Annotated in this window: 10 protein-coding genes; 2 read left to right on the top strand and 8 right to left on the bottom strand. The window is 70.1% G+C overall.

From position 1 onward, the window contains the following. Positions 1 to 54 precede the first annotated feature (54 nt). Positions 55 to 348 carry a DUF2789 domain-containing protein gene (locus CLV01_RS13770; RefSeq protein ID WP_012204803.1) on the bottom strand — a complete coding sequence of 98 codons (294 nt, stop codon included), beginning with the start codon at positions 346 to 348 and terminating at the stop codon, positions 55 to 57. 207 nt (positions 349 to 555) lie between these two features. On the opposite strand from CLV01_RS13770, the gene CLV01_RS13765 reads away from it, so the two are divergent. Next, positions 556 to 819 (top strand): hypothetical protein, encoded by a 264-nt coding sequence (locus CLV01_RS13765; protein WP_034398349.1) that lies wholly within the window; start codon positions 556 to 558, stop codon positions 817 to 819. 78 nt (positions 820 to 897) lie between these two features. On the opposite strand, the gene CLV01_RS13760 is transcribed toward CLV01_RS13765, so the two are convergent. From CLV01_RS13760 to CLV01_RS13745, 4 genes are all read right to left on the bottom strand, one after another. After that, positions 898 to 3,276 carry a TonB-dependent siderophore receptor gene (locus tag CLV01_RS13760; RefSeq protein WP_099734070.1) on the bottom strand — a complete coding sequence of 793 codons (2,379 nt, stop codon included), beginning with the start codon at positions 3,274 to 3,276 and terminating at the stop codon, positions 898 to 900. Between the two features lie 222 nt (positions 3,277 to 3,498). Beyond that, positions 3,499 to 4,458 carry a FecR family protein gene (locus CLV01_RS13755; protein WP_099734071.1) on the bottom strand — a complete coding sequence of 320 codons (960 nt, stop codon included), beginning with the start codon at positions 4,456 to 4,458 and terminating at the stop codon, positions 3,499 to 3,501. Then, positions 4,448 to 4,996, bottom strand: a complete 549-nt coding sequence (locus CLV01_RS13750) for an RNA polymerase sigma factor (protein ID WP_013803066.1) — start codon at positions 4,994 to 4,996, stop codon at positions 4,448 to 4,450. The genes CLV01_RS13755 and CLV01_RS13750 overlap by 11 nt, the downstream gene beginning before the upstream one ends. A gap of 120 nt (positions 4,997 to 5,116) precedes the next feature. Further along, positions 5,117 to 6,073, bottom strand: a complete 957-nt coding sequence (locus CLV01_RS13745) for a LysR family transcriptional regulator (RefSeq protein WP_043823583.1) — start codon at positions 6,071 to 6,073, stop codon at positions 5,117 to 5,119. Between the two features lie 106 nt (positions 6,074 to 6,179). Between CLV01_RS13745 and CLV01_RS13740 the strand changes: the two genes are divergently transcribed. Then, positions 6,180 to 7,397 carry an MFS transporter gene (locus CLV01_RS13740; protein ID WP_099734072.1) on the top strand — a complete coding sequence of 406 codons (1,218 nt, stop codon included), beginning with the start codon at positions 6,180 to 6,182 and terminating at the stop codon, positions 7,395 to 7,397. 23 nt (positions 7,398 to 7,420) lie between these two features. Here CLV01_RS13740 and CLV01_RS13735 read toward each other — a convergent pair whose 3' ends face one another. The 3 genes from CLV01_RS13735 to CLV01_RS13725 all read right to left on the bottom strand — a co-directional run bounded on the left by CLV01_RS13735 (position 7,421) and on the right by CLV01_RS13725 (position 11,429). After that, a complete protein-coding gene (locus tag CLV01_RS13735) occupies positions 7,421 to 9,247 on the bottom strand; it encodes an SAM-dependent methyltransferase (RefSeq protein WP_099734073.1) in 1,827 nt (608 codons plus the stop codon). Positions 9,248 to 9,311: 64 nt separating this feature from the next. After that, complete coding sequence (locus CLV01_RS13730; RefSeq protein WP_099734074.1) at positions 9,312 to 10,412, bottom strand: peptidoglycan-binding protein; 1,101 nt, start codon at positions 10,410 to 10,412, stop codon at positions 9,312 to 9,314. A 45-nt stretch (positions 10,413 to 10,457) separates the two neighbouring features. Continuing rightward, on the bottom strand, positions 10,458 to 11,429 hold the full coding sequence (locus CLV01_RS13725; protein ID WP_257221577.1) for a hypothetical protein: 972 nt from the start codon (positions 11,427 to 11,429) through the stop codon (positions 10,458 to 10,460). Positions 11,430 to 11,484 lie beyond the last annotated feature (55 nt).

The following is an 11,484-nucleotide window of genomic DNA, read 5'->3' as shown; positions in this document are numbered from 1 at the left end:
CGCCGCGAAAATTGTAAGCAGCACGGATTCATCGCAAGCGGTTGCATCACAGGATCAGGGACGCGCTTCCTGCTCGTGCTCGGAAGCCGCTGGGGCAGGCACGGCGTCCAGGTCGGGCTCGGAATGCAAGGCCTCGCTGAGCTGGTCCACCACCAGCGCCCAGGTCGCATCGGCATGCCACTGCTGCGAGAACAGGGCGCGTTGCGCGTCGGTCCAGAACGGCGCGTCCACCAGCAGCGTGTTTTTCTCCAGGCGGTGCGAAAGAATGAACTGACGGATGCCCTCCGGGCTGGAGTCCAGTCCCAGCTGATCGAAGAGGTTGGTCATGGTGGGTTCGGCTGTGATCATGGTGTGTCCTTCTTGGGTGTTGGCGGGGGTTGGTCCAAGGCTAGAAGCTCGGCCGGCTGCCCCATGTCGGACACCGAAGCAAGCTACCGTCGGAAGCCCTTCTGCGCTTGGGCCGCAGTGCCCGCGCACAGCACAGTCCTGCTCCTACAAGGCGGCACCAGCGCACTGGCGCACCATGCAGCCACCTCATCACCGGACATCTATTCCATGAAAAAACTGCTGCTTGCCACCGCCATTTCCCTTGCCTTCGCCGCAGGCCTGTCGACCGCCCACGCCCAGGTGGGCAAGGCTGCCTCCGAGGCCGCCGACGCCGCAGACCACAAGGTGAAGGAAAAGCAGGCCGACGCCAAGGCCAAGGACAGCGGGCCGGTCGGCAAGGCCGTGAACAACGTCAAGTCGGACTACCACAAGAAGCGCTCCAAGCAGTCGGCAGACAACGCCAAGGAATCGCTGAAGAAGGCGACCGAGTAAACGGCACGGCCCGGATGGACAAAGGCCCACTTGCGTGGGCCTTTGTCTTTTGGAGAGGCCGGCGCTGCCGGCGCGGCCTCAGAAGCTGTGCCGCAGCGTCACCATCACATTGCGCGGCGCACCGGGCAGGTTCAGGTTGGGGCTGGTGCCGTGGGCCGAGACGATGTAGCGGCGGTCGAACAGGTTGCGCAGGTTCAGCTGCACCGTGGTGGCACGGCCGATGCGGTACTGGGCCATGGCATCCACCACCGTGTAGGCGGGCAGCGTGACGGTGTTGCCGGGGTTGGCAAAGCGGTCGCCCACGTAGTTGAGGCCGCCGCCCACGGTCCAGGCATCGCCCAGGCGCTGGGTGAGCCAGACAGACAGGGAGTTCCTGGGCGTGATGGTGGCGCGCTTGCCCTGCACGGGCTGGCCGGCGTCCACGGTGGTGGATTCGGTGACCACGGCATCCAGGTAGGCGTAGCTGAAGGTGGCCTGGGTGCCGGGGCGCAGTTCGCCGGACAGCGACAGCTCCAGGCCGCGCGTGCGCTGCGTGCCGATGGGGATCAGCTGGGTGGGCTGGGCCGGGTTGGTGGTCTTGATGTCGGTGCGTTCCAGCTGGAACAGCGATGCCGTCGCCATGGCCTTGCCGTCCATCAGGTCCCATTTGCCGCCCACTTCATAGTTGGTGGTGCTTTCCGGCTTGATGGCGGCATTGGTGGCCGACAGCGCAAACATCTCGGCCGAAGGCTGGTAGGAGCGGCTGACCGACAGGTAATAGGACTGCACGGCATCGGGCTGCCACACCAGGCCGGCGCGCGGGCTCCAGGTGGAGTCCGTGCGGCTGAAGTCGCTCTGGCCGGCCAGGCGGTTGTCGGTTTCCTGGCCGAAGCGGTCATAGCGCAGGCCCACCAGCAGCTTCCACTGCGGCGACAGCGTGACCTGGTCCTGCAGGTACAGGGCCCGCGTGAGGTAGCGGTTGAGCGTGCTGCCGCTCAGGGTGCCGCCGCCGTTGAGCGGGGCCACGGGCAGCACGGGGTTCCAGAGGTTCACGTTGGCCAGGGTGCCACCGCTGTAGGACAGCGCATCCTTGTTCTGCTGGCCCAGCTCCAGGCCGTAGAGCACTTCATGCTGCACGCTGCCGGTGCGCAAGTTCTGGATCAGCTCGGTCTGGTTGAAGATGCCGTGCTCGTTGCGGTCCACGCCCGAGCGGGTCAGCGCCACGGTGCCGGCCGCCTCGTTGGTGGTGCCGGCCGGCAAGGTGTTCTGGCGGTCCAGCTCGTAGTGGTAGTAGCGCAGCGCGTTGCGCACGCGCAGCGTGTCCGAGAAGCGGTGGTTGAAGGTGGCGGTGAAGGAGCCCACGGTGGATTCGGAGGTGTCCGCATCGCGTGCATTGGCCGAGCCGTAGTAGGTGCCGGGCGCCACATCCACGGGGCGGCCGCGGTAGGCGGGAATGCCGAAGTCGGTGACGCGCTTGTCGCGCAGCAGCTCGGCCTGCAGCGTCAGCGAGGTGTTGCCGTCCGGCTTCCACATGACGGAGGGGGCGATGGTCTCGCGCTTGAGGAACTGCTGGCTGCGGTAGCTGTTGGCGTCTTCGGCGGCGCCGGTGACGCGCCAGGACCAGTCGCTGCCCTCGGGCGCGCGGCCCACGTCGAATTCGGCACGCTTGTCGGCCCAGCTTCCCACGCTTACGGCCACGTCGGAGACATTGACGCCCGGCTTCTTGGTCACGCGGTTGACCAGGCCGCCCGAGGAACCCCGGCCATAGAGCACGGCGGCCGGGCCCTTGACGACTTCCACGCGCTCGATGTTGGAGAGGTCGCGGAAATACAGCGCATCGTCGCGGAATCCATCCACGAACTGGTCGCCGATGCTGGTAAAGCCGCGGATGCTGACCTGGTCGCGCTGGCCGTCGCCGTGCGACAGGCCGATGCCGGCCACATTGCGCAGCGTGTCCTGCAGCGAGGTGGCGGCCTGGTCGCGCATGACCTGCTGGGGGATCACATTGATGGTCTGGGGCACGTCGCGCAGTGGCGCCTCGGTCTTGGTACCGCTGGCGGCCGAGGGGGCGTAGTAGGCCGTGTCCTCCGCGCGCGAGGCCAGCACGCGCACTTCTGCCATGACGGCGCCTGCCGCGCCGGAGCTGGCAGCCGGGCCGCCGCTGCGCTCCACGGTGAAGGTGCGCTCATCCTGCGCACGCACCTGCAGGCCGCTGCCGGCCAGCAGGCGCTGCAGGGCCTCGCGCACTTCCAGCGTGCCGCGCAGCGCGGGCGCCTGCAGGCCCTGGGCCACATCGGTGAGGAAGATGATCTGGGCGCCGCTTTGGCGCGCCAGCGCGTTCAGCGACTGGGCCAGCGGCTGGGCAGGCAGGTCCACGGCCAGGGGCTGGGCATGGGCCAGGCCGGCAATGCACAGTGCGGCGGCCAGGGCCGCGATGCGAAGGCGCGGCAGGCCGGTGACGGTAGGGGAAGGGTTCATGGCGACATCTCTCCTGAGGCGTTGGGTACGGAATACGGGGTACGGCGGTGGCGGCAGGCCCCTCCAGGGCCTTATCGGGCCCGGGCGCGATGCCGGTCTGCCTGTAAGCCGCTGCAGCGCGCAGGTTTGTACACATGGCCACGGAAAATTTCTGGATCAGGCCAGCGGCTGCAGGGACAACTGCCGGGCGGCCTACCTGCGCCTACCTGCGCCTACCTGCGCCTACCTGTGGCGCGTGGAGATCAGCACGCGGCCGCCGTCCTCATGCCGCACCTGCACGGGCGCAAGGCGGGGCAGCAGGTCCAGCAGCTGGTCGATGCGGTCCAGGTCGAACTGCCCCGAGATGCGCAGCTGCGCCGCATGCCGGTCGGCCAGCACGATGGGGGCGCTGCGGTAGCGCTGCATCTGCGCCACGGCCTCGGACAGCGGCGTGCCGTCAAGCACCAGGCGGCCCTCCCGCCAGGCCAGGGCGGCCAGGGCAGCGGCGCCGTCGCCCGCCTCTGCCGGCACGAGCTGCGGCAGCGGCCGGCCGGCGCGCGTGCGCAGGTGCTGGCCGGTGGACAGCTCCACGGGTGCGCCGCCACCCTCCATGGAATGCACGCGCACCCTGCCCTGCAGCACGGTGATGTCGGCGCCATCCTCATGGCGGTGCACGCCGAACACGGTGCCGATGTCCTGCACCACCACGCCGCCGGCCTGCACGGTGAAGGGCCGCTGCAGCCAGGGCACCCAGCCGTGCCAGAAGGCATGGGATACCTCGAAGGACGCCTCCCCCTGGTCCAGCACCAGGCGGCGCGAGCGCAGGTGCTGCGCCACTTGCACGCGCGAGCCGGTGTTCAGCCGCACCTCGCTGCCATCGGCCAGTTGCCAGCTCTGGCGCTGGCCCACGGCGGTCGCCAGGGTCTGGCGCTGCAGCGCGGGGTCGGCCCAAAGCAGCAGCGCCAGCGCCGCCAGGGCCGCAGCCGTGCCTGCGCGCAGCGCCCTGCGCTGGCGCAGCTTCTGGCGCTGGGCGGCGGCCTGCTCGATTTCCTCGGGCGTGGGCAGGTGCCGACGCAGCATGTCGGCAAAGGGGGCCAGGGCGTCATCGACGGGCAGATGGGCGCTGCGCCCCGAAGACCGCGCAGAAGCAACCTGGCGCGCGCTGCGCGTGCCGCCTGTGCTGCGCGTGATCTCAGGCGGCATGGTCGGCCGTGAGCACGGGCTGCACATCGCGCAGCGCACGCGCCAGATGGCGGGCCACCATGCCGCGCGAGATGCCCATGCGCTGTGCGGCCTCTTCCTGCGGCATGCCGTAGAGCTTGGTGAGGATGAAGGCCTCGCGGCTGGCCTGGGGCAACTGCTCTATCGCCACCAGCAGCGCGCGCTGGCGCTGGGCGGCGGCCACGGCCAGCTCGGGCGGGGACAGCGGCATGGCGGCGGCGGGGGCAAGGCGCTCTTCCAGCTCGGCGCCATCGAAGGGCGTTTCGGGCCGGCGCGCCTGGGCCCGGTGGCGGTCTATGGCCAGGTCGCGCGCCAGATGCCGCAGAAAGGCCAGCGGGTTGGCAATGCCCTGGGGAACGGGCCGCTCCATCAACCGCAGGCACAGCTCGTTGACGATTTCGCGGGGCTGGCATTCGTCGCCGAAGCGGTGGCGCAGGAAACCGACCAGTTCGTCATAGTGCTGCACCAGCTGGGCCAGCAGGGGCTCGGCGGGCGGTTGTAGCGTGGAGGGGGACGGCATGGAGGAAAAGCCAATCGCGAAGAAGATCGCAAATGATTCTTATTATCCTATGCAGTTGCCATGCTTACCGTTGGCAAACCGGCCGGTGACGCGCCGCCGCAACAGCGGCGGGCGAACGGCTCAGGGCAGCGGCGCGCGCATTCCGGTGAGTCCCGGCATGACCTCCCGCATGGCCGCGATGAAGGCACGCAGGCGCGCCGGCTGGTGGCGCGCCGGCGGATACACCAGGTGCACGGGCAGCGGCGCGGCCTGCCAATCCGGGGCCAGGTGCACCAGGCGGCCCGCCTCCAGATCGTCGCGCACGATCCAGGCCGAGGCCAGGGCCGCGCCCAGCCCACCCAGGGCGGCGTTGCGCAGCGCATAAAGGCTGTCGGTGCTGAGCCGGGGCTCGAACTGCAGGCGCCAGGATTTGCACACCCGCTCATCGCCCACGCGGTGCAGTTCCAGCTCGCGCTGGTAGAAGGTGCGCAGCGCAATCCAGGGCAGCCCCTGCAGCTCGCGCGGGTGCTGGGGCACGCTGCCCTGCCCCAGCAAGGCAGGCGCGGCCACGGCAATGCGCGGCACCTCGGCCACGCGCAGCGCGACCACCGATGGATCGACCACGGCGCCCACCTGCACGGCGCAGTCGATGCCCTCGGCAATGAAGTCCGGCTGGCGGTCATGCAGCAGCCACTCGACCTTGACGGCCGGATGGCGGCCCAGGAACTGCAGCAGCGGCGCCATGAGCTGGTCCTGGCCGAAGGCGTGGGGAGCGACCACGCGCAGCAGGCCGCGCGGCGTGTCCTGGGCGCCGCGCAGGTCGGACTCCAGCGCCCGCCATGTATCGAGCAGTTCGCGCGCATGGGCCAGGCAGCGCTCTCCGTCGTCGGTCAGCGCCATGGCGTGGGTGGAGCGCCGCAGCAGGCGCAGGCCCAGCGCGCGCTCCAGCGTCTGCAGGCGCCGGCTGACCGTGGGCTGGGTGGTGGACATCTGCTGCGCGGCGGCCGAGAGGCTGCCGCTTTCGACGATGCGCACAAAGGTCTGCAGCAGTTCGATGCGGTCTGCGCCCGAAGGCAGGGAGAGGTCGTCGATGGTCATACGCCAAGCGTATATCGATTCTGCGGATGCAGCCACTACCGTGGGTTGCTGCATCGCACCACACTACGGCCATCGTTTCTCAAACACGCCGTATCGGCGGATCAACATGTCTTGCATTCAATCTACGCATAACCAAGCGGCCACCAGCGAAAAGGCATCCGGCGTGCCCCGGTCGCTGGTGCTGCTGATGGCGACCACGGCGGGGGTGGGCGTGGCCTCGCTCTACTACAGCCAGCCCATGCTGGGCGTGCTCGGCCCCGACCTGGGCGCGGGCGAGCGCGCCGTGGGCTTTGTGCCCACGCTGACCCAGCTGGGCTATGCGCTGGGCATTTTGCTGCTGGCCCCGCTGGGCGACCGCATGGACCGCCGGCGCATCATCCTGGCCAAGACTGCCGCGCTGATGCTGGCCCTGCTGGCCAGCGGCCTGGCCCCGGGCCTGGCGCCGCTGCTGGCCGCCAGCCTGGCCGTGGGCCTGGCCGCCACCCTGGCGCAGGATGTGGTGCCGGCCGCCGCCGCGTTGGCGCCCGAGCACCAGCGTGGCAAGGTGGTGGGCACGGTGATGACGGGGCTGCTGCTGGGCATTTTGCTGTCGCGCGTGGTCAGCGGGCTGCTGGCCGAGCATGGCGGCTGGCGCAGCGTCTACCTGCTGGCCGCCGCTGCCATGGCACTGCTGGGGGTGGCCCTGTGGCGCGGCCTGCCCAGTTTCAGGCCGACCACGCAACTGGGCTATGGCGCGCTGCTGGGCTCCATGGTGCAGCTGTGGCGCGGCCAGCCCGCGCTGCGCCGTGCGGCCCTGGCCCAGGGCCTGCTGTCGGTGGCCTTCAGTGCCTTCTGGTCCACGCTGGCCGTGATGCTGCACCAGCAGTTCCACATGGGCAGCGCCGCAGCCGGCGCCCTGGGTCTGGCGGGCGCCGCCGGTGCGCTGGCCGCGCCGCTGGCAGGCCGGCTGGCCGACCGCAGCGGCCCGCAGCGCGTGACCTGCCTGGGTGCGGGCCTGGCCCTGGCGTCGTTTGCCGTGCTGGCACTGTCACCCTGGCTGCCGGCCGGCGCACAGCTGCCGCTGCTGGTGGCCAGCGCCATCGGTTTCGACTTCGGCATCCAGGCGACGCTGGTGGCGCACCAGACCCTGGTGTATGGACTGGACCCTGCGGCACGCAGCCGGCTCAATGCGCTGCTGTTCACGGGCGTGTTCATCGGCATGGCCTCGGGCTCGGCGCTGGGCGCACTGGCCCTGGCGCAGTGGGGCTGGAGCGGCGTGGTGGCCCTGGCCTGCGCGGCATCGGCGGCGGCATTGGCCGTGCGGCTGGCGGGCCGCAACCGCTGAACTTCTGCAGGCTGCCGGCAGGCTTATGCCCCGCCCTGCAGCCGTGCCGCGCGCTGGGCCAGCCGCTGCTGCTCCGAGGCGCGCAGGGCAGCGATCTGCGCCAGGATCTGCTGCTGCTTTTCCATCAGGCGCTGCGTGTGCACGCCATGCGCATCCCCCGCCAGGCCCTGGGCGATGCAGGCCAGCGCGCGCGCCGGGTCGCCGCGCTGTTGCCAGGTGTAGGCCAGGTTGAGCTGAGTGCGCGCATCGCGCGGGTCTATGCCTTCGGCCTGCAGGTAGGCCTCATGCGCGGCCGCGAACTGCTCCTGGCAGAACAGGCAGTCGCCCAGCACATTCCACAGCCAAGTACTGAGCCAGGGATTGAGGTCCAGCGCGCTGCGCGCCAGCTCGATGCCGGCGGCAAAGTCCCGCAGCTGCAGGCCCACGAATTCCGCCACCTCGCCCAGCAGTCGCCAGTCGCGCGGGCTGCGGGTGATGGCCTGGCGGTAGCTTTCCAGGGCGGCGTCCTGGCGGCCCGACTCCAGGTGCGTGCGGGCCTCATGGGCCGGGGCCTCGAAGAACTGCTGCGCGTCGGCGCTGAAGCGGTTGAGAAAGGCTGCCGCCGTGCGCTCGCATCCCTCGCCGATCAGCAGCCGCGCATGGATGGCCCTTTGCGCATCGCCCGAAGGCGCCAGCACCTGCCAGCCTTCGCGCCCGAACAATTGCGCCAGCAGCGGGAAGTTCAGGCCGATGGCGCTGGTGCGGCCAAAGCGCTGGGAGGCGCCCGATTGGGCCGCCGCCTCGGGCGTGCAGGCGCCGTAGTCGTTGATGAGCACCAGCCCCTTGGGCGCCAGCCGCTGCTGCAGCGTCTGCAGCGCGCCAAAGGCGCCGTGGTTGACCAGCAGGCGCGGTGCCGCCTCGCTGACGGACAAGGCGGCATCCACCCAGGGCGACAGCGCTGCCTGGTCGCAGTCGAAGAAGCCCACCTCCTGCTCGAACAGGCCCACCAGGGGCAGCAGGCGCGCACGCTGCGCTGCATCCGCATGGTCCACCAGGGCGCGGATCTCGCCCGGCGACAGCGCGGTGTACTGGCGCACGAGCTGGGCGTCATCGGTGAGGCGGGTGCGTATGCGCAATTCCTGCACCGGCCCGTCGCCCTGCCGCCGCACGACGGTGGCAGGCAGCACGTCCAGCACGTAGTTGCAGAACACGGCGTGCAGCGGCGGCAGGGGCACCGTGCTGCCGTCCGGCAGCTGCACGGCCTCGGGCCGCATGGCGTCGCAGCAGCCGGCCACGACCTGGCCGCCGAACTCGGCAAACAGGGCGCGCTCCTGCCATTGCGCGACCGTGCGGGGAGATCCATCGGTGACGTAGTAGACCAGCCGCTGGTCGAAATCACGCCCTTCCTGCTGGCACAGGTGCCGGAAGGCCTGCAGGAACATGCGCGCAAACAGGCCGCAGCCGGCGCCCAATTCCAGCACGGCAATGGCGCCTTGCGGCGCGGTGTCCGCGCAGTGGTGGAACAGCAGGGCCGCCGCATCTTCCGAGAGGCGGCCGCTGTTGTTGACCACGTAGGGCACTTCGTTCTCGGCAAAGGTCAGCAGGCCGGCCTGCGCCCAGTGCAGGTGGCCCAGCTCCCACTCGATGCTTTCGGTGATGGGGCGAAAGTCCTGCAGCAGCTGCGAGACAACGCGCACGCCCGAAAGAACGTCCTGCGGGGCGCGGATGGCAGGCGGCCTGCCCGGCGCTGCGTCAGCGTCCATGGCGGGAAGGGACGCCGAAAGGGACGCGGACAGGGACACAGGCAGGGGCAGCGAAAGGGACAGTGGCGCGCGCAGGGCGGCCTCGCCCGTCGAAGGGTCGATTCTCAAGATGCTCTCTCCGGAAGATGCGATGGGAGTGACGCCTGCCTGCACGGCAGGCGTCCGGCCAGGCTCAGGGCACGGGCGCCCACTTGGACCAGTTCAGGTCGGCCTGCTCGAAATCGGCCTTGAGCATGCGGCGCATGGCGTCCACCTCGTCCTGGGTGATCTGCGCTTCCTTGACCTGCTTGCCGGTGGCCGCGGTGCGGGCCTTGGCAACATCGGCCTTGGTCACGGAGGCTGTTCCAGCCCAGATGGACTTGGCGGACCCCACGTTCACCCAGTGCTTGCCCTGGGACTGCAGGTCGGCCTGGTAGGCGGATTTCCAGCCCATGTTGTTCTGCGACACGGCGTTGAGCAGCTTGGCCAGCGAGCGCTGGTTGCTCACCCCCTGCTGCGCGAAAGCCTGCAGGTGAACGCGCTCGAACTTCAGCGGCAGCAGGCCCTGCTTGGCCGCCAGGCTGTCGCGCTCATTCCACCAGCGCGATGCATCGGCGGACTTGACGGCCTCCAGCTGGTTGAGCCAGTCGGCGTCGGTGACGATGCTGCCGTCGCCCTTGACCCACTGGAAGCGCTTGAAGCCGATGTCGGCCGCGCGGCCGAAGTTGTGGTTGCTCTCGCCCGGGCCGGCCTTGGTCTGGGTCTCGGCGGCCTGCTGGGCAAAGGTGCGCCGGCGCCCCGTGGGCGTGATCCACAGCGCGATCTTGTGCGTGTCATACATCTGCTGCACCAGGCTGGCCAGCTTGGCGCGGAAGGTGGGCTCGTACTCCGCATCGTTGGCAATGGCGGCCTTGCTGGTGGCCACGTCCTGGGCCTTGGCCTCCAGGTACACCGTCTTGGAGTTCTGAGCGGCGCGCATGCCCTGGTGCGAGGCCGGCAGCATGCCGCTGAGCTTGGCCACCGTGGCCCCTCCGGCTGCCGCCAGGCCCAGCGCCTCCTTGGCACCCCCGGCCTGCGGCTGGCCCGGCGCGGCCTTGGCGGCGGCCAGCTTGTGGTCGTTCTGGAAACGCTCCAGCGCGGCGCGCGTCTGCGCGCCGTAGCTGCCGTCGTAGTCCACGCCCAGATACGGCGCGTTCTTGGCGTCCTTGACCACGCGCAGCATGGCCTGCAGCAGGGCCACGTCATGCACCTGGTTGCTGCCGCCCTCGCCTACGCTGTCCTTGATGTCAGGCATGTTTCTCCCCTCGTTGTGGTTGTCGATATGGCCCGCAGCAACGGCTCAGCGGGCGGGCTCGGGTTTGCGGTCGGTTTTGTTGCCGGTTTTTTTGCCGGGCTCCAGGCCGGCATCCGGCAGCAGGTGCACCAATGGCACGGTGCGCGGCTGCAGGCTGGCCGAGCAGGCACGCAGCCGCAGAGATTCGGCATGCGCCTGCGCCATGTCCGCCGCCACCTGCACCAGGGCGTGATGGGGCGCGGCGCCTGCGGGGCGTGTGCGCACGACGGAATAGGCGCCCAGGCATTCGGCCTGCTGCGCGCGTGCGGCACGTGCTGCCGCCACGCTGGCATAGCGCGCCGCCACCACGGCCTGCACGGCGGCCGGTGGTGCCGAGGCCTGCTCGGCAAACGCCTGCCGGCCCTTGTTCCAGCGCAGGCTGCGGGTCTCGATCTGGTCGGGCGCATCGTCCTGCGGTGATGCATAGCGCACCAGCAGCACCGGAATCCGGCCCGTGGGCGCCAGCACCCAGCTTTGGTAGTTGCCCTGGGGCTCGTCGTACTGCCAGGCCAGGTGCGGGCCCTGGGCGGTGGCGACATACAGCGCATGGCGGCGCTTGGGATGCTCAAAGCCCCCCATCTGCGTGACCAGCAGCGCACGCGAGCCGCCCTGCACGCCGGGCAGGCGCAAGCTGCGCACGGCAGCGGTGACGGTGTCTTCTTCCTCGCCAGTCGTCCACACGCGCTCGAGGTGCTGGAGCCCTGCTGCCGCAGACAGCGGATCACCCACGCCGTACAGCGGATCGGGCTGCGCCAATTGCGCCGGCCCCCTGGACGCAGGCCAGGACAGCGCCGCTGGCTGGCCCTGCTGCACACCGGCACGCACCAGCCTCAGCTCAAAGGGACAAGGCGCCGCCGTGCAGGCAGGCAGCGACAACTCATAGGCAGGCGCCCCCTTGGCCGTGCCGGACAGCAGGCTTTCCAGCACCTGCCGCTGCGGCCCGGCAGCGAACGCCGCCCCGGCACCCAGCACCGCCACAAGGCTCAAGGCCAGTGCCCGCCATGGCAGCGCCCCGCCACAGTAAAAATCGGAG

The sequence above is a fragment of the Delftia sp. 60 genome (assembly GCF_002754395.1).
Classification (GTDB): domain Bacteria; phylum Pseudomonadota; class Gammaproteobacteria; order Burkholderiales; family Burkholderiaceae_C; genus Comamonas; species Comamonas acidovorans.
The sequence above is the reverse complement of the archived record's forward strand: the minus strand, read 5'-3'. Positions and strand labels throughout refer to the sequence as shown.

Bases quoted from the DNA above. Each gene is read 5' to 3' on its own strand.
- CLV01_RS13770 (WP_012204803.1), bottom strand. From the start codon at position 348: ATGATCACAGCCGAACCCACCATGACCAACCTCTTCGATCAGCTGGGA.
- CLV01_RS13765 (WP_034398349.1), top strand. From the start codon at position 556: ATGAAAAAACTGCTGCTTGCCACCGCCATTTCCCTTGCCTTCGCCGCA.
- CLV01_RS13760 (WP_099734070.1), bottom strand. From the start codon at position 3,276: ATGAACCCTTCCCCTACCGTCACCGGCCTGCCGCGCCTTCGCATCGCG.
- CLV01_RS13755 (WP_099734071.1), bottom strand. From the start codon at position 4,458: ATGCCGCCTGAGATCACGCGCAGCACAGGCGGCACGCGCAGCGCGCGC.
- CLV01_RS13750 (WP_013803066.1), bottom strand. From the start codon at position 4,996: ATGCCGTCCCCCTCCACGCTACAACCGCCCGCCGAGCCCCTGCTGGCC.
- CLV01_RS13745 (WP_043823583.1), bottom strand. From the start codon at position 6,073: ATGACCATCGACGACCTCTCCCTGCCTTCGGGCGCAGACCGCATCGAA.
- CLV01_RS13740 (WP_099734072.1), top strand. From the start codon at position 6,180: ATGTCTTGCATTCAATCTACGCATAACCAAGCGGCCACCAGCGAAAAG.
- CLV01_RS13730 (WP_099734074.1), bottom strand. From the start codon at position 10,412: ATGCCTGACATCAAGGACAGCGTAGGCGAGGGCGGCAGCAACCAGGTG.